Below are 16,261 nucleotides of genomic sequence, written 5' to 3'. Positions count from 1 at the left end.
ATGGCGTTTACTCCATTCCAAAGCGTTTCCTTTTGCGGTAGAGGGTCGCTTTGTCGATCCCGAGAATAGCCGCTGCATCTTGGAGGGATGGTGCCCATTCCAACACCTTGCCTAAATGGGCCTGCTCGATCTCATCGAGCGAATGTTCGCCACCAATGCCGAGACCACCGACTTTTTCTTTGAGATCGTTTGCAGCAAGGGGAGCTGGACGAGGTAAGTCCTCCGCTTCGATCTTGTTGCCACGTGCAAGGATCGCCGCGCGCTCGATGGCATTGCGAAGTTCCCGCAAGTTACCTGGCCATGAATGGCGCATCAGGGCGGATCTGCCGCTTTCGCTGAAGCCATCGATTTTTCGACCCATTTGGCTGGAAAAGAACTCCAGATACTGAGTTGCAAATTGGAATAGATCCGCCGGGCGATCGCGGAGTGAAGGGACCGTGATCGAAATCACGTTCAAGCGATAGTAGAGATCTTCACGAAAATCGCCGGAAGCGATACTTTCTGTTAGATCCCGATTGGTAGCGGCAATGACGCGCACGTTGCTGGAGCGGACTTTGTTTTCGCCCAATCGCTCGTATTCGCGTTCCTGCAACAAACGGAGCAGCTTTGGCTGAATCTCCATGGGAAGTTCACCGATCTCATCGAGGAACAAGGTGCCGCCCTCAGCAGCATGAACTTTTCCCCAAGTATCGCGGATTGCTCCGGTGAATGATCCTTTGATGTGGCCGAACAAAACACTCTCTAACAATTCTTTGGAGAGCGATGGACAACTGACGGTAACGAAAGGCTTGTCTCGCAGATGGGATCGTTCATGGACCTCACGTGCGATGACGCTTTTGCCCGTTCCACTTTCTCCGAGGATGAGCACAGATGCGTTGGTGGCTGCAGCACGGAACAGGGTATCGAATTCATCCCGAGTTCGTTTGTCTTCGGATGCAAACTGAAGGGGAGGGGATGAGTGTTTTGCCTCGCTCTTCAGTTCCTGCACGGTTTCCTGAAGTCGGGTCACTTCACCTTGAGTCTGGATGGCTTTTTTCGCCTTAATCAAGATGGCGCGCAGTTGATCCGGCGTGAACGGCTTTTCCAAATAGTCAAATGCACCGAGCTGGGTGGCTTTCACCGCTGTAGCCACCGAAGCATGAGCGGTGAAGATGGTAATCAGTTGGCGTGGTTTGGAGGAAAGAATTTGCTGCAATACCTCCAAGCCATCTTCATCTCCCAGGCGGAGATCCAAAAACACGAGGTCGAAATTCTCTTCTTTTAGACGCCGAAGGGCGGTTGGTCCATCTTCTGCGGTTTCAACATAATGCCCTTCATTTTCAAGAGCGAGTGAAGTGGTGAGGCGAATCGATTTTTCGTCGTCAACAATAAGGATGTCCATGGAGTTTCGGGAGAAGAGGCGGTGGGAATCTCTCTCTTTATCATTCAGCGTGCCCTAATCGAGTTTACTTGTAAGGCTATGACAGACAATGAGTAATATGGAATTGGGGTAATTGTGGAAGGTGGCAAATCGTGCAGATCGAAATTCGACCGTGATGCATATTGCAATATGCATGATGCTGCGAAATCCAACCTCCTCGTGCAATTTGCATTTTTAGAAGGACGCGGTTGGAACTGAGGAAAATCGTAAATGATTGATTATGAATGCAATGAGTGAGTTTTTGAATGATGGCAAACTTCTTGCAATGACTCGATCATGCATCCGATCTTCATCTCCCACCAATTTTCCAGTCACAAATCAAAAATGCGTCGTCGTGCCCTCGGCCTTCTCGCACTTTCCGCTGCTACGGCTTTTAGTTTTGCAACCAGTTCCTGCGCGACCACAAAGGGTTTTGGGCAGGATATGCAAAAACTTGGTCAGAAAGTAGAGACCGAGGCCGTGAAAACTGGCGGCACCGAATAAGTTTCTTTGTTATTTTTAGCCATAACACCTACGAAAACAAAGAGATCCCCGTGAGTTCAAACTCCGGGGATTTTTTGTGTCACTGGGCGCTGGAAAAATGCTTCAGCACTTTGGTGACAGCGTTCTGGGCTGTGAGTCCATGAAGCTCGCGCAACACTTCAGGTTTCCCATGTTCCACGAATTCATCGGGCCAGCCAATTCTCTCGACTGGGGTGTAAATTCCTTGGGTGTGGAGTAAATCAATCACGGAAGCACCAAACCCATTCATGAGGACGTGATCTTCAAAGGTGCAGATCACTTTGCATTTGGTCGCGTATTCCTGAATCACCCTGGCATCAAGGGGCTTGATGAAACGCGGATTGATCAGTGCGACGGAGTAGCCTTTTTCCTCCAGGGCTTTTTTCGTGGTTTCCGCCATCTCGAACATGGTCCCAAGTCCGATCAGGGCGATATCGGTACCATCGGCGACGACCTCGGCTTTACCGATTTCCAGGATGGTTGGAGTTTCATCAATCTTGGTTCCTTTGATGGTGCCCCGCGGATAACGAATGGCAGAAGGGCCATCGTCATACGCGGCCATCGTGTGCAGCATGTTGACGAACTCATTCTCGTCTTTTGGCTGCATGTGAATCAGCCCCGGAATGTGCCGCAGGTAGCCAATGTCAAATAGGCCATGGTGGGTCGGGCCATCGTCACCAGACAGGCCGCCGCGATCCATGCAGAGGCGCACCGGTAAGCCCTGCAAGGCCATGTCATGAATGATCATGTCGTAGGCGCGCTGCATGAAAGTCGAGTAGATTGCCAAAAACGGCCGGAAGTGCTCGGCTGCCATCCCGCATGCAAATAAGGCAGCGTGTTCTTCAGCAATCCCGACGTCAAAATAGCGATCTGGCAGCTCTTCTTTGAAAATATCCAGCTTGGTTCCGCCGGGCATGGCCGCTGTGATCGCGACGATCTTCGGATCGTTCTTGGCCATGTCGGTCACGGTTCGGCCGAAAATTTCCGAGCAGGTCGGAGTGGTGGCGACATCGGTCGAGCCGTCCTCAATTTTGTAGGCCCCGAGGCCGTGAAATTTGCCCGGATTATCGAGTGCAGGCTGATAGCCACGGCCCTTTTCAGTGATGATGTGAAGGACAACTGGTTCGTTGAGAGTCTTCAGATGCTCGAAGGTTTTGACCAGCAAAGGTAGATCGTGTCCGTCGATGGGGCCGAAGTAGCGAAGGCCGAATTTTTCGAACAATACGTTCGGGAAAATCAGGTTTTTGGCTCCCTCCTCCACTTTATGGGCAAAAGACCGCATGGTTCTGCCAGCGACCTTTTCGACGAATTCCGCAGCCTTGCTTCGGACTGCGGAATACGTGGAATGAGTTTGGAGCGCATTGAAATATCGCGCGACTGCTCCGACGTTTTTATCAATCGACCATTCGTTATCGTTGAGAATGACGATGAATTTGCGAGTCGTTTCCGCGATGTTGTTAAGAGCTTCAAGAGTGGGTCCGCAGGTGAAAGCAGCGTCTCCCGCAACAGCCACCACGTGGTTATTACCGCCAGCGAGGTCCCGTGCTGCGGCCATCCCGAGGGCTGCCGAAAGCGCGGTTCCGGCATGGCCGGCGCCATAAGAATCATGCTCCGATTCCGATCGGAGTAAAAACCCGTTCAGGCCCTTGTAGGTCCGTATTGTGTCGATCCGATCAGCCCTTCCAGTGAGCATTTTGTGGACATACCCCTGATGAGCGACATCGAAAACAAACTTATCCTGCGGGGTGTTGAAAACCCGGTGGAGCGCAATGGTCAGTTCAACAACGCCAAGATTGGGTCCCAGGTGACCGCCTGTCTTCGACAGGCATTTGATCAATGTTTCGCGAATCTCGGCTGCGAGATCGATAAGCTCATCATCGGCGAGGTGTTTGACATCGTCGGGGGATTTGATGAATGAAAGGATAGGCCCGAGGGCGTATGGCTCAAAAGAGGCGGATGTCGTCATCGTCGTCGTTATCGTCCGGAGGGGCGGCTGAATCTTGGAGTCCGGAAGAGTGGTCGATTCTTGAATCCGATGCGAGTCCGATTTCACTTCTGTTTTTCAGAGTGATCAATTCGATCCGGTTGCGAGCGGACTTCAGCACTGCTTCGCAGCGGCCTAGAAGTTTGGAACCCTCTTCATAATGAGCGACTAATTCCTCCAGAGCTAGCTGGCTGTGCTCCATCGATTCGACGATGGATTCCAGTCGGGAAATGGCTTCCTCGAAGGTCGCCTCGTCAGGAGCTTCGGCGGATTTTGACTTTTTCGCTGCCATTTTTACTGGGACGCTTCGTCTGCAAGGCGGAGTGGACGGTCCATATAGATCACAAGATCGAGAGGAACGAGCGCGAAACGGTAATGGTAGCGTCGGGCGATTTCCTGGACATCGGGTTTCTGATCCAGTTGGAAAGCACTCGCCGTGTCTTTCGTGTTGAGTGTGGAGGCTGCAACTCTGCCGTCGATGACCAACGAGGTGAAATCCCGGTATTTATAGGCAATTCCAGCCATTCCACCTGCTTCATGCGAAGTCGGTGAAATCAGGATGCAGCCAATGGGTGTTTGGAAATTCTCTCCGATTTCCTCGTATTTTTTGAAGGCTTTTGCGGTAGGCGGAATCCAAATGCTCTTGCGGTCTGCATACCAAGCTACGGCCCATGGTTGATCTGATACGATCAATTCATTCTCCGGAATCCACTGGCGCAGTGGAATATTGAGCGCATCCGGGCGATATGGAGGCCAGTTGTTCAGACCACCAGTACCTTGTTGACGAATACCAGCTATGGCTTTGGTTGGCATCGCGATGGCAAGTGGGGCAGCGCAAATCGTAACAATCACAAACAGGTGAGCGTTTTTCAAAAAGCTGTTTTGGGCGACAATTTCAAGGCGACTCCAGAGGATGGAAATGAATGCCAACCCGTATGCGGTCATCACTGGAGCGAATAGGAGGTGAATCTGATTGGGGTCCAATGGGTCAGAAGTGATGCCATAGAGTGCCAATCCAACTGCCGCTCCTACGAACATCAAGAGGATCAGCCAGCGGAAATTTGCAATTGCTGCGCGCTTGAACGGGTGGAGAAGCGACAGGAAAAACACCGGGGCGACCAAAATTCCCGCTAAGAACGGGATAATTTGAGAGAACTGAATCAGGGTGGAGCGGACGGTTTTCAGGGTGAGTCCATCCAGTGATAGAGGAGCTGTTTCCAAGTCGTCCGTGCGCATGACGGTTTCTTCCGATCCACTGGCGAGACCGTTGTAGACAGTCAAAAAGGCGGTGCCAAATGGAGTTCCTGAGGCATCACTGGCCCGTATCATTGGGTAAATCGAAGCTAGCAGGATCAACACGATGACCGAGATGCCGATCACACCGCGTGGTCGGAAGGCGACTGCTGCGTAAATGATGTAACCAAGCGCGATCCAGACGGTCATCCAGTGTGCGAGCGCCAAAAGCGTAAAGAATACCCCGGCGACAATTGCAGGAACAAACGGTGAGCGTCCTTCAGAAGATGCTTCAACGGCTCGATAGGCGAAGTAGATCGCGCAGGAGAAGAGGAACAGCATCAACATTTGCGGCAATCCACTTAGCGAATAATTCCAGAACGTCTCACAGAACAGCATCAGCAAGGCCGTGACTCCGGCGATTTTTGCGTCGAAAATCCGTGAAACCAACAGGTAAGTCACACCGATCGAAAGTAGAAAGAAGAACACGCAGACGGTCGCCACCACCCGGTCCAGTTGATAGACCATTTCTTTTGGTCCCATTTTCCAGGCGTCGGCATCGTCGGCACCAATCAATTTGAAGACTGCAGCGTTGATGAGAGGGTTCAGCGGGGATTCATAGGTGTCTTTGAATCCGTCAAACGGCACCGCTCCGCCTTTGGCTTGGGATGCTTGATAGTAGGCAACCGGGCGGATGAATTTGGTGGTGAAGCCGTTACCACGAGCAATTTCCCGGGCGATTTGCGCCTGATCCATCGCTTGCGGCGAAGTCAGGCCGCCAAAAAGTGTGAAAAGGTTACCCAGAGCTAACAGGACCATCACCAGGAAAAACAAAATCCGGCGGATCAAGGTGCCGGTATCAACAACGGAGGAGCTGTTACTCATGAATTGAAAGGATTTGGGAAAAACAAGGGGGCGATTCTAGAGATTGAGTTCCTTCAACTTGCGCTGGAGCGTTCTTCGGCTAAGGCCCAGAAGTTCCGCCGCCCGTGTCCGGTTGCCGTCAGCGGTAGCGAGAGCACCGCGGATGGCGTTGACTTCAAGCGCATGCAAATTGAATTCGGCGGGTGCATCAAGGGAGTTTTTAACCAGAGGCAGGGTTTCGTGAACCGGTGTGAAAAGGAATGCCGGAAGGTGCTTGGTGTCGATGACGGAATCGTTACTCATCACGACGCCGTGTTCGATCGCAGTTCGCAATTCCCTCACGTTCCCGGGCCATGGATAATTGAGCAAGAGTTGCATGGCGCCATCCGTGAGCGGTTTTTGTGGCCGATTGTTGTCTTTTGCGAATTCCTGCAAAAATGCATTTGCCAGCAGAACGATGTCCTCCTTGCGGGTTCGCAGCGGTGGCATGTCGATTTTTACCACATTCAGGCGGAAATAAAGGTCTTCGCGGAAAGTTCCTGCATCGACCATTTCACGGAGATTCTTGTTGGTCGCCGCGATCACGCGAACATCGATTTTGATCGGTTGATTCGAGCCGACCCGTTCCAATGTCCGCTCGCTGAGCAATCGTAGCAGTTTAACTTGGGTTGAGCCGTCAATTTCACCGATTTCATCGAGAAATAAGGTTCCGCCATCGGCTTGTTCGAAGCGGCCAATCCGTCGCTGCGAGGCTCCGGTAAAAGCTCCTTTTTCATGGCCAAAAAGCTCGGACTCCAGCAGCTGCGGAGAAAGGGCTGCGCAGTTGACGATGACCAGTTTGGCCGCGGGACGTCCCGAAAGATGATGCAGGGTGTGCGCAACCACTTCTTTTCCGGTTCCTGATTCGCCCTCGATCAAAACCGTCGCGCGGGTGGGGGCGACTTGACGGATCAGGTCAAAGACACGGTTCATGGCCGATGATTTGCCGATCAGTTTGTCGATTTTATGGCTTTGGCGAACTTGAGTCACCAATTGGCGATTTTCGGTTTCGAGGTTTTTCGAACGCAGGCCCCGTTTGAGAAGCATTTCCACTTCATCCAGATTCAGCGGTTTCGTCACAAAATGCCAAGCGCCACGCCGCATGGCCTCAACTGCTGTGTCAACCGAGCCGTAAGCCGTCATCATAATCGCAACCGGCGGATCGGGAAGCTGCAGTGCGGCTTGCAGCAAATCCATCCCGGATTCTCCACCAAGTCTCAAGTCTGTCAGCAATAGCTGGATGGACTCGGACTTGAGGATCGTAAGCGCCTCCTGGGTGCCGGATGCGACGTATACCTCAAATTCTTCCTCAAGCGCGGCCCGGAGGCCGTCTCGGGTAGCGCGTTCGTCGTCGACGATGAGCAAGGTGGGGAGCATGGCAGTAGCTTTAGAGATCGATGGTTGGAGTAGGTGGACCCAGTAAGCGTACCGTCCGTTCGGTTCTTGGCAGGCGGATGAGAATTCGGGTGCCGTGACCCTCTTCGCTTTCGATCTCAATTTCTCCTGCATGTTCCCGGATCATGCGGCGGACAATGAGGAGTCCTAGCCCGGTCCCGGATTGCTTGGTGGTGCGGTAAGGCTCGAATAGCGCGCCCATGTGCTCTGGAGAAATACCGGTGCCGTTATCCTGGATGGTGATGAGAAACTCATACTCGCTGAATTTCGTCTGCAGAATGATGCGACCGTTTTCACTGGGTAGCGCCTGATAGGCGTTTTTGATGAGATTGTAGAAAATCTGCTGAAATTGCCCGGGATCGAGCTGGGCCGGAGGTAAATTCTGCGCCAGATCCAGCTGCACCGCGATGTGTCGAGATGCCAGCTCTGGTTCCAATAACTTCAGGGTTTCATGCAAAATCTGGTGAATATCGCACCGTTCACGCACTGCCGCCGTGGGGCGCACGGCGTGCAGGAATTGCTTTAAGATGGTGTCTAATCGCTGGATTTCCTGCCGTGCGGTCGAAAGGTGCTCTTCAAGCGCTGGCCGATCGCCGGGGGGGAGTTTACGGATTTTTCTCCCAAGTAGCTGCAAATGAATGTCGAGCGAATTTAATGGGTTGCCGATTTCATGAGCTACACCTGCAGCCAAGAGGGTGAGAGCATTGAGGCGCTCGGATTCCAGAGTTTGCTCGGCTTCGGCTCGGGTTACGGTCAAGTCGCGGATCAGCATGACATGCCCAAGCGGGCTGCCGGTGTCTTCGATCGGCGCGAGGTAAAAATTCAGATAGCGGTTTTCTGGATAGAAGATTTCCAGATCACGGGAAATCGTGCGACCGGGTTTGCTGAGGATTTTCCAGTCCAGACCGCGGATCTGGCTGGAGATTTTTTGACCGATTGCTTTTTCAGCCTTGAGGCCGAAAAACTGGCAAGCGGCCGGATTGATGAATTCGATCATCCCATCGTGATCGATGATGATGACCCCTTCGTGCAAGGCATCGAAGACTTTGGTTAAAAAACCTTTCTCCCGGATTAGCCGAACGAGAATTTGTTGAACCTCGCTGGGCTCAACGCGATCAAGCCGAGCGATTAGTTTTTCAAGGAAGCCGGATTGCACAGACACAGGGATGCGGTTGCGCGTCAGATTGACACGGTTTGCTCCGGAACGCAACCAACACCGGGATCAGTCGCGCCTCAAGCCAGCGAGTGATGGTGTCTTCGGCTGAGGGCGACTCAATAGCGTGGAATATCAGGATCGACGGAGGTCGACCAAAGGTCGATTCCGCCGGACATCGAGAATGCATTCGCGCATCCCTTTGAGCGGAGAAACATGGCGGCGTGGAGCGAGCGCATGCCGTGGTGGCAGTAGATGACGACGCCCAGATTCGGATTGCTGATTAAAGCCTGCCATCTTTCGGGAAAGGCACCCAATGGAATCCATTCGATGCCCGGAAGTTTGCAAATCGCCAGCTCATCCGCCTCCCGACAGTCGATGAGTCGTGGTCGTTGATCCGGAGGAAGGTTGATCCAAGCGGCGACTGCTGAAGGGGAGATCTCAGCAGTCGTGGCAGGATCGGGTAAAAACGAACTCATTCGACGATCACAGGGGTGCCGACCTGCGTGTTTTCAAAGAATTTCTCCGCCATGTGATTCGGCATGCGGACGCATCCGTGGGATGCCGCGTAGCCGGGCAGGTAACCGGTGTGCATGCCAACACCACCGTTGAAGCGCATGAAATTCGGCATCGGTGCTTTAACAAAGTGGGCACCAGGTGGAACCGGCTTCACGCGAATGTCGACATCGTCATCAATCGTGTGACCCGCCGCGTCTTTGAAAACGCCATAAACCGAAGAACCGTGATCTTTGTCTTTTTCCGTGATTTTATAAGTCCCCGGTGGGGTGCCATGATCTTCATCTCCTGAGGAAATGCGGGATACGCCGACAAGTACTCCGCCTTTGTAGAAAAAGGCCTTTTGTTGGGCGCGGTTGATTTTCACCAACGGAGAGCCTTGCACGCCGTCGCCGTCCCAATACGAGACATCATCCGGAATGGCAGGTGGCTTGTGATATTCGCCGGAAGTCTGGCGCTGCACCGGACCGCCAATGCCTGCCAGATAATCCGAGCCAGGGTTGGAAAAGCATGAGGTTAGCAAAAGCCCGGGAGCGCTCAGTGCGATGATTGGGGCAAGCGGGGAAATGAATTTCATGAACATGGGAGGTTTGATTGGATGGGCGATGAGGTCAAGTGAACAGATCACCCATTTGTGCAAGTGAGACGCATTAGACCACGGGGTTATTCCTCGGGTCCTAAGCGAAGGGGCGGCAAGATAGTGCTTTTGCCAGGTATTTCATCGGGAAATCAACGGAACCCCGGAATCAGAGCGAAATATTCCCGCCGATGGGGTTGCGCCCAGCTTTGGACTTTGGTAACGGGAGCTAGACTGTATGCCCAACTACGACTACGAATGTCAAAAGTGCGGAAAACGTTTTGAGGTTTTCCAAAGTATGAATGATGCCAAACTGACTGACTGCCCGGAGCCAGGATGCGGCGGTCAAGTGAAGCGTCTTCTGGGGACAGGCGGCGGGTTGATTTTCAAGGGGACTGGATTTTATCAGACCGACTATCGGTCATCCTCCTACCAAGCTGGCGCTAAGGCCGATGGCGGAAGTGGCAAATCTGAGAAAAAGTCCGACAGCGCTGGACCTAAATCCGCTGAATGAGTTCTTTTTGCCAGAAAACGACTCGCATGTTAGAACGCCACCCATGAGCGAAGACGAACCAAAGAAGAAGGGCTGTTTCGGCACGCTGGTATCGCTGGCGCTGCTCGTTTGCACGGTGGGACTGGTCGTCGCGCTCTATTTTGTTGCTCAGCCGCAGGATCTGACGGACATCGGCGGTTATGTCGGCATCGACAAGGTGCAGCAGCGCGACATGCGTGCGGTATTGCAGAACTCATTGAATCGCGGCTATCCGCTGCCACTGAATGAGGAGCAGCTAAATGCCTGGATTTACCAATCCCTTGATATGAAGCAGGGTGGTTGGTTCTCCGGCATGGTTAAACTGAAAGGCGTGTGGATCCGAATGGAGGATGGCCGTGCCGAGGTGATCACGGAGCGAACCGTTTTCGGAAAGCCGTTCACGGTATCGATGTTTTTGAAATTGAACGAGGAATCGGGAGAACTCCAATTCGAAGGTGGCAGATACTTCAGCGGACTCCCCAAGCCCTTGAGTGGCGGCAGATTCGGAAAGCTGGTGGTGCCGCAAGGATTTCTGCTGCTGGTGCTCCCATCCTATCGCAATCTGGCAAAAGCGCTGGAACCGGAAATCGAAATCGCCAGGAAAATGGCGGTGCTCAAGATTGATGGAGATCGCTTGATTCTGCAGCCTAGGTTGCCGGATCAAATGGGCTTGGGGCAGCCTTCGCCGTTCTAAGCTACTCTTCATGAAAGCGAAAAGCCTGATCATCTCCGCGCTGATCACCACCAGTTGGTGCTTTGCTCAGGATTCGCAACCCGAGGTGGAGGCTCCACCGCTGGAGCAGGCACCCGCAGAATTGCCGCCCGTCGATCTTCCGATTGTTGAGCCGCCGCAAATCGGTCCTCAAGTGGAGAAGGTGATCAGCAGCTCGCATCAGTTTGAGGTGCTCGGGGGAGATGGTACGCAACGCGGAATGGTCGCGATTTTGGCTGAGCAAACGAAGGCGGATTTTTTAAAACTGCTAGGGGAAACCGAACAACAAGACGACCAGCCGCAGCCGGATGCGAAAGCCCCAGTGATCCCGATCGTGATCACTTTGGTCGGCAAACAGGGCGATCCGCTTCCACGGCGATCGTTGGCGGTGCAGAGCACCTTCAATGAAGCTGGCTACCGGTTGAACTTGTTCATGCACATGGGCAGGGGGCTTCAGAAGGATCTGTTGAATCGCGGCGTGCTTGAGTCGCTGATTTACGAACGGGCGCTACGGGATCGGCCGACTGCTTCGACAACTCCGTTGTTAGTTCCTGCTTGGCTTGTTGCGGGAATGACCGAAGCCATCTCTTGGAAAAATGGCGAGAGCGATCGACGTTTGTATGATGCCTTGTTCAAGCGGGGTGGGCTTTTCAAGCTCGATGGTCTTTTTGCGGTGAAACAGGAAGACTGGGCGAATCTGGATGCTGCCACCCGTGCGGCGTTCCAGGTTTCATCGGGGGCATTGGTGCTGGCGTTGTTAGAGCAGCCGAAGGGAAAAGAAGGCTTTCATGACTTCCTCGGTGAAGCTGCCTCTTACCAAGGAGAAATGCCCTACTTGTTGAGAAAGTATTTCCCGGAACTGAATTTGTCCGAAACCAGCATGGCCAAGTGGTGGATGCTCCAGCTTGCGATGAATGGAACACCTCCCTTAACGGACATCCTGACGATTCAGGATACGGAAAAAGGGCTGGAGGACATTTTGCGGCTTCGTTTCCGCAACAAGGATGGCGAATCCAAAGATGTGCCGCTAGGTTCTTGGGAGGAAGTGATCAAGTTGGATGCTGGCGAGCGGGCCGACGCGGTAAAAATCGCGGAAGATGCCCTGTTGCGATTGAGTTATCGCTGCTTTCCCTCTTACCGCCCTTTGCTTCAAGAATACCAATCCGTGCTGAGCTCGATATCGCACGGTGATTCCAACGGTCTTGCGGCAAAAATCCAGGAACTGCAGGAGCATCGCAGCGTGATGTCCACCCGGGCTGATCGCGGAAGGGATGTTCTGGATTGGTTCGAAATCACCAGAGCGCGCGAGACCAGTGGTGAATTTGATGACTATCTGAAATTGAAGGAGCGGCTGAAATCGAAGCCGAAAACTCGCGATGACGAAATCTCCAATTATCTGGATCGCATGGAGAAACTGTTTGATCGTTCCGATGATCCAGAAGCGCCTGAACCCGCTCATTGAGCAAAATTGAGGCTTGGTACGGGGCTGGCTCTGAAGTGAGATTTCGCCATGCGTCAGAAGGCCGTTTCTCTTTTACAGGAATTGACGGAAGCCCACTCGGTTTCCGGTCACGAGGATGAAGTCCGGGCAATTTTTGTGGATGAGATGGAAGGCTGCGGAAATCTTTCCACGGACAAAAACGGCTCGGTCTTTTGCGAGACGGACGCTCCAGGGCCGCGCGTATTGATCGCCGGTCACATGGATGAAGTGGGATTCATGGTGCAATCGATCACGCTCGATGGGTTCATTTCCTTCGTGGCTGTTGGTGGTTGGTGGGAACACAATTTATTGGCCCAGCGCGTGGAGGTTCTGACGCGGAGTGGTGAAAAAATCCACGGTGTGGTCGCCTCAAAGCCACCGCATCAACTGACAGCGGCCCAGCGTAGTCAGGTCATGACCATCGATCAGCTTTTCATCGACATCGGTGCAACATCACGGCGCGAGGCGCAGGAGGTTTTTGGGGTTTCACTGGGAGATCCAATCGCACCATGGTCGCCATTCACACCGATGAAGCAAAAGGACTGGTTCATGGCCAAGGCGTTCGACAATCGAGTTGGCATGGCCGGGGCGATTCAGGCGGGACAAATTCTCACTCAATCGACCTATCCGAACCGGTTGATTTTTGGTGGGACGGTGCAGGAGGAAGTGGGTCTGCGTGGTGCCAAAACGGCCGCGAATTACATCAAACCGGACGTCGCGATCGTGCTCGAAGGGCCGCCGGCGGATGATACGCCTGGGATGTCCCATGCGGATTCCCAAGGCCGCTTGGGGGGCGGTGTCCAGATTCGGATGTTTGACCCCAGCGCCATCATGAACCCGCGCTTGGCACATCTTGCCATCGATACCGCACGGAAAGAAGGAATCAGTCATCAGATCGCCATGCGCCGTGCCGGAGGAACAGACGCGGGTTCATTCCATCTGGCCAATGAAGGGGTTCCAAGCATTGTGCTCGGTGTACCAGCGCGATACATTCATTCTCACAACGCCATCATCGATCTCAAAGACTACGAGTGCATGGTCAATTTGGCCGTGGCCTTGGCCAAAAAGCTGGATCAGACCACGGTGGATGAGCTGACCCGGTATTTGTGAGTCAGAGCTCAATCCCCGGAGAGGGCGTCGGCGATTTTCATCCATTCTTCTGCCAACGGCATGGTGCGCGGAGGAACGGGCTTTCCTGCGCGGCCATACCAGTATTCGGCATTGAACTGGTCGCCCTCTTCCCGGTGCAGCCATGCGTGAATCCAGCTGCCGGTTTTCCCGGGAATGTCTTGGCAAAGATCATGGGCGGCCTCCCAATTTCCAGCTCTTGCCAACCATAAGGCGCGCAACGCTGGGCTGATGCCCGGTGGTGGTGTGGCATCATTTGCGGCGGATTGAGCGAGTTCGGCGGCGTTCATGATGTTGATTTCCGAAGAGGGGATGGCGATTCGCGAGCAAAAACGCCACAAGTTCACCCTTTTTTCGGTTTTCTCCATTGAGGTGCCTCGGAAGGTGGTTTTGAGAGTTTTTCAGTACACTTGGCTTGCTGAATGCCATTGAGATTGATCGAATCCCCGATATTACTTACATTGCTTGAGAGCGCAATTTTGTTTAAAAACTTCAGTTGGGGTTAAAAAATTTTGGAAAACTTGATGATTAACCCATTCGCATTTATCCTGTAAGTTGTTAAAAATAAGCGATCTAAAATTTTACGATCCGGCATTTAGTTTGGAATTGACGCCATTGGTGAGTTTTGGTGTATTTGAGAGAACTTCGGCGCACTGTAGTTTTCCTCTTGATTGATACCGGTCAGACTTTCCTGGGTTTTCATATCCACAAAATGGATCCGAAATATCGGACCTCCATTCCGAGTGGGTATCGGCCTCCTGTAGGGGAGTCCTTGATTTTGATGTTGGCCAAGAGTCACGACATGCCGGTGGTGAAGGTCTTGCCACGTGCGGACTATGAGCGCCGGGTTCGAGACATTCAGGAAGCGGAACTGACCACCGCGGACAAAACCAGAAGGCTGGGGCGTCTTGCGGGGCGCTGCCGCGAGGTAATCGTCAATGAGCAGGGGAAGCTACTGGTTCCCAAAGATTTGAGCGAAAGCGCGCATCTGAAGCCGGAAGGTTCTGTGGTCCTGCTGGGCCGCAATTCCTACTTCGAGCTCTGGAACGAAGCCTACTACCAGAAAGCCATGGAGATCGAATTCGGCGAAGCCGAAGAAGACGATCTTGGAACCTACGACTGATTTCATTTTCACCAAACAACACACCCAACAGCAACATGCTGTTCACCCCACCAACCCCGTCGAAGCAAGCGGTCCGCCCCACAGCGGCTCCGGCCGCTCTCGCTTGCTCGTCGGCGTTGGGAATTTTTTCCGGCAGCGGGAGAATCCTCGGGACAGGATTTTCCCCAACATGCCCAACGGATGTCCGCACCGCTCCTGGCTGGTTGTCGGCGCGGCGTCCGGCGGTTTTCTTGGCTGGGCGGAAGAGTGATCTCGGGACAGACGCTCTTTCGCTAATCAAATCGATGGTTCGCGCCGCTTCTGGCTGGTTGTCGGCGCGACCATCGGGACTTTTCATGACTGGACGATTCGCGGCGCAAGGGACGGCGCCGGATACCGTCGATCCAACGGATGCCCGCACCGCTCCTGGCTGGTTGTCGGTGGGGCATTCGGATCATTTTCTGGCTGGGCGGAAGAGCGCTCTCGGGATGGATGCTCTTTCGCTTTTTAGACCAATGGTCCGCGCTGCTTCTGGCTGGTTGTCGGTGCGGCCATTGGGAGATTTCTTGGCTGGGCGGCCGGAAGTGCTCGGGACAGCACTTTCTACCGCCAATCAAAAGACGGCTGCCCGCACCGCTTCTGGCTGGTTGTCGGTGCGGCAGCCGGATGATTTTGCAAATTTCTCGGAGCAACCTCTTGCACCGGGCGGCTATCATCTGCCGGTTTTTCCGCAGGAGACGGTCGAATGGATGGAGGCTGGCCCGGACAAGTTCATCATCGACGGAACACTCGGCGGTGGCGGCCACAGCGAGCTTTTTCTGAAAGCAGGCGCTCGTGTTCTAGGAATCGATCGCGATCCTGAAGCGCTTGCGCATGCGAGCCGGCGGCTCGCGCCGTTCGGAGATCGCTTTTCGACGTGGGAAGGAAATTTCTCACAAGCACTGCAAACGCCCGCCATCCGCAACGGTGAAAGAGCCGATGGCTGGTTGCTGGATCTCGGAGTTTCATCGCGGCAGCTGGACTCAGCAGCTCGTGGGTTTTCATTCCAGAAAGATGGCCCGCTCGACATGCGCATGGGGCCATCCAGCCCAAGGACGGCGGCGGACGTGGTGAACGGCTGGTCGGAGCAGGATCTGGTTCGGATTTTCTTTGAATTCGGCGAGGAGCCAAAAGCCCGGCGTATCGCAGCCGCCATCGTCAAGCGACGCGAGCAACAGGCATTCGACACCACGTTGGATTTGGCCAATTTTATCGAAAAAAACATCGGCCGCCACGGCAGGACTCACCCGGCAACGCGAGCTTTTCAAGCGATCCGCATGGCGGTGAATGAGGAATTGGAATCGCTGGCCGATGCTTTGGCTGCTGCGCCATCCGTGCTCAAACCAGGCGGACGATTGCTCATTATCACGTTCCACAGCCTCGAAGATCGGATGGTGAAGCGCTTTTTGCGTCACCGCTCTACCGAGTTTTTGGATGAACCCGGCTGGCCTGAGCCACGCCCAAATCCTGATTTCCAATTTCGTCTGCTTTCCCGCAAGGCAATCGCTCCTGGAGCCGCTGAAATTTCCGCAAACCCAAGATCGCGCAGTGCCAAATTGCGGGTCGCCCAACTCCTTTAAAATCTC

General features: G+C 53.7%; 16 protein-coding genes. 7 read left to right on the top strand and 9 right to left on the bottom strand.

Annotated elements, in window-relative coordinates:
- Positions 1 to 7: 7 nt before the first annotated feature.
- On the bottom strand, positions 8 to 1,381 hold the full coding sequence (locus JIN85_RS13670) for a sigma-54-dependent transcriptional regulator (protein ID WP_200271669.1): 1,374 nt from the start codon (positions 1,379 to 1,381) through the stop codon (positions 8 to 10).
- Between the two features lie 315 nt (positions 1,382 to 1,696).
- Here JIN85_RS13670 and JIN85_RS13665 point away from each other — a divergent pair, with 315 nt between their 5' ends.
- The gene (locus tag JIN85_RS13665; RefSeq protein ID WP_200271667.1) at positions 1,697 to 1,903 is read left to right on the top strand and encodes an entericidin A/B family lipoprotein; all 207 of its coding nucleotides are present in this window, start codon (positions 1,697 to 1,699) and stop codon (positions 1,901 to 1,903) included.
- Between the two features lie 79 nt (positions 1,904 to 1,982).
- On the opposite strand, the gene dxs is transcribed toward JIN85_RS13665, so the two are convergent.
- The 7 genes from dxs to JIN85_RS13630 all read right to left on the bottom strand — a co-directional run bounded on the left by dxs (position 1,983) and on the right by JIN85_RS13630 (position 9,682).
- Positions 1,983 to 3,887, bottom strand: a complete 1,905-nt coding sequence (gene dxs, locus JIN85_RS13660; RefSeq protein WP_200271665.1) for a 1-deoxy-D-xylulose-5-phosphate synthase — start codon at positions 3,885 to 3,887, stop codon at positions 1,983 to 1,985.
- Positions 3,865 to 4,197 (bottom strand): exodeoxyribonuclease VII small subunit, encoded by a 333-nt coding sequence (gene xseB / locus JIN85_RS13655; RefSeq protein ID WP_200271663.1) that lies wholly within the window; start codon positions 4,195 to 4,197, stop codon positions 3,865 to 3,867. Before xseB ends, dxs begins: the two co-directional genes overlap by 23 nt.
- A gap of 2 nt (positions 4,198 to 4,199) precedes the next feature.
- Entirely contained in the window at positions 4,200 to 6,023 is a 1,824-nt protein-coding gene (locus JIN85_RS13650) for a glycosyltransferase family 39 protein (RefSeq protein ID WP_200271661.1), read from the bottom strand.
- A gap of 36 nt (positions 6,024 to 6,059) precedes the next feature.
- Positions 6,060 to 7,418, bottom strand: coding sequence for a sigma-54-dependent transcriptional regulator (locus tag JIN85_RS13645; RefSeq protein WP_200271659.1), 1,359 nt, complete (start codon positions 7,416 to 7,418; stop codon positions 6,060 to 6,062).
- A 10-nt stretch (positions 7,419 to 7,428) separates the two neighbouring features.
- On the bottom strand, positions 7,429 to 8,598 hold the full coding sequence (locus JIN85_RS13640; protein WP_325109391.1) for a two-component system sensor histidine kinase NtrB: 1,170 nt from the start codon (positions 8,596 to 8,598) through the stop codon (positions 7,429 to 7,431).
- Between the two features lie 110 nt (positions 8,599 to 8,708).
- Positions 8,709 to 9,068, bottom strand: coding sequence for a rhodanese-like domain-containing protein (locus JIN85_RS13635; protein WP_200271657.1), 360 nt, complete (start codon positions 9,066 to 9,068; stop codon positions 8,709 to 8,711).
- The gene (locus JIN85_RS13630) at positions 9,065 to 9,682 is read right to left on the bottom strand and encodes a L,D-transpeptidase family protein (RefSeq protein WP_234047427.1); all 618 of its coding nucleotides are present in this window, start codon (positions 9,680 to 9,682) and stop codon (positions 9,065 to 9,067) included. Before JIN85_RS13630 ends, JIN85_RS13635 begins: the two co-directional genes overlap by 4 nt.
- Before the next feature lie 238 nt (positions 9,683 to 9,920).
- Here JIN85_RS13630 and JIN85_RS13625 point away from each other — a divergent pair, with 238 nt between their 5' ends.
- Genes JIN85_RS13625 through JIN85_RS13610 form a run of 4 tightly spaced genes read left to right on the top strand, consistent with a single transcriptional unit; the run spans position 9,921 to position 13,516 of the window.
- Positions 9,921 to 10,196 (top strand): FmdB family zinc ribbon protein, encoded by a 276-nt coding sequence (locus JIN85_RS13625; protein ID WP_200271653.1) that lies wholly within the window; start codon positions 9,921 to 9,923, stop codon positions 10,194 to 10,196.
- 43 nt (positions 10,197 to 10,239) lie between these two features.
- Positions 10,240 to 10,908, top strand: a complete 669-nt coding sequence (locus JIN85_RS13620) for a hypothetical protein (protein WP_200271652.1) — start codon at positions 10,240 to 10,242, stop codon at positions 10,906 to 10,908.
- 10 nt (positions 10,909 to 10,918) lie between these two features.
- On the top strand, positions 10,919 to 12,388 hold the full coding sequence (locus JIN85_RS13615) for a hypothetical protein (protein WP_200271650.1): 1,470 nt from the start codon (positions 10,919 to 10,921) through the stop codon (positions 12,386 to 12,388).
- 48 nt (positions 12,389 to 12,436) lie between these two features.
- Positions 12,437 to 13,516 (top strand): M42 family metallopeptidase, encoded by a 1,080-nt coding sequence (locus JIN85_RS13610; RefSeq protein WP_200271648.1) that lies wholly within the window; start codon positions 12,437 to 12,439, stop codon positions 13,514 to 13,516.
- An 8-nt stretch (positions 13,517 to 13,524) separates the two neighbouring features.
- Here JIN85_RS13610 and JIN85_RS13605 read toward each other — a convergent pair whose 3' ends face one another.
- Positions 13,525 to 13,824: a hypothetical protein gene (locus JIN85_RS13605; protein WP_200271647.1), complete on the bottom strand. Its 300-nt coding sequence runs from the start codon at positions 13,822 to 13,824 to the stop codon at positions 13,525 to 13,527.
- A 422-nt stretch (positions 13,825 to 14,246) separates the two neighbouring features.
- Between JIN85_RS13605 and JIN85_RS13600 the strand changes: the two genes are divergently transcribed.
- Both JIN85_RS13600 and rsmH read left to right on the top strand, forming a co-directional pair.
- On the top strand, positions 14,247 to 14,657 hold the full coding sequence (locus tag JIN85_RS13600; RefSeq protein ID WP_200271645.1) for a division/cell wall cluster transcriptional repressor MraZ: 411 nt from the start codon (positions 14,247 to 14,249) through the stop codon (positions 14,655 to 14,657).
- Between the two features lie 35 nt (positions 14,658 to 14,692).
- A complete protein-coding gene (gene rsmH, locus JIN85_RS13595) occupies positions 14,693 to 16,255 on the top strand; it encodes a 16S rRNA (cytosine(1402)-N(4))-methyltransferase RsmH (protein ID WP_234047426.1) in 1,563 nt (520 codons plus the stop codon).
- The last annotated feature ends 6 nt before the right edge of the window (positions 16,256 to 16,261 follow it).

The sequence above is a fragment of the Luteolibacter pohnpeiensis genome (genome assembly GCF_016595435.1).
GTDB classification, from domain to species: domain Bacteria; phylum Verrucomicrobiota; class Verrucomicrobiia; order Verrucomicrobiales; family Akkermansiaceae; genus Luteolibacter; species Luteolibacter pohnpeiensis.
The sequence above is the reverse complement of the archived record's forward strand: the minus strand, read 5'-3'. Positions and strand labels throughout refer to the sequence as shown.

Excerpts from the sequence above, each read along its gene's own strand:
- rsmH (WP_234047426.1), top strand. The coding sequence starts at position 14,693 with ATGCTGTTCACCCCACCAACCCCGTCGAAGCAAGCGGTCCGCCCCACA.
- JIN85_RS13635 (WP_200271657.1), bottom strand. The coding sequence starts at position 9,068 with ATGAGTTCGTTTTTACCCGATCCTGCCACGACTGCTGAGATCTCCCCT.
- JIN85_RS13645 (WP_200271659.1), bottom strand. The coding sequence starts at position 7,418 with ATGCTCCCCACCTTGCTCATCGTCGACGACGAACGCGCTACCCGAGAC.
- xseB (WP_200271663.1), bottom strand. The coding sequence starts at position 4,197 with ATGGCAGCGAAAAAGTCAAAATCCGCCGAAGCTCCTGACGAGGCGACC.
- JIN85_RS13605 (WP_200271647.1), bottom strand. The coding sequence starts at position 13,824 with ATGAACGCCGCCGAACTCGCTCAATCCGCCGCAAATGATGCCACACCA.
- JIN85_RS13630 (WP_234047427.1), bottom strand. The coding sequence starts at position 9,682 with ATGAAATTCATTTCCCCGCTTGCCCCAATCATCGCACTGAGCGCTCCC.
- JIN85_RS13665 (WP_200271667.1), top strand. The coding sequence starts at position 1,697 with ATGCATCCGATCTTCATCTCCCACCAATTTTCCAGTCACAAATCAAAA.
- dxs (WP_200271665.1), bottom strand. The coding sequence starts at position 3,887 with ATGACGACATCCGCCTCTTTTGAGCCATACGCCCTCGGGCCTATCCTT.
- JIN85_RS13610 (WP_200271648.1), top strand. The coding sequence starts at position 12,437 with ATGCGTCAGAAGGCCGTTTCTCTTTTACAGGAATTGACGGAAGCCCAC.
- JIN85_RS13670 (WP_200271669.1), bottom strand. The coding sequence starts at position 1,381 with ATGGACATCCTTATTGTTGACGACGAAAAATCGATTCGCCTCACCACT.
- JIN85_RS13625 (WP_200271653.1), top strand. The coding sequence starts at position 9,921 with ATGCCCAACTACGACTACGAATGTCAAAAGTGCGGAAAACGTTTTGAG.
- JIN85_RS13600 (WP_200271645.1), top strand. The coding sequence starts at position 14,247 with ATGGATCCGAAATATCGGACCTCCATTCCGAGTGGGTATCGGCCTCCT.
- JIN85_RS13615 (WP_200271650.1), top strand. The coding sequence starts at position 10,919 with ATGAAAGCGAAAAGCCTGATCATCTCCGCGCTGATCACCACCAGTTGG.
- JIN85_RS13650 (WP_200271661.1), bottom strand. The coding sequence starts at position 6,023 with ATGAGTAACAGCTCCTCCGTTGTTGATACCGGCACCTTGATCCGCCGG.
- JIN85_RS13620 (WP_200271652.1), top strand. The coding sequence starts at position 10,240 with ATGAGCGAAGACGAACCAAAGAAGAAGGGCTGTTTCGGCACGCTGGTA.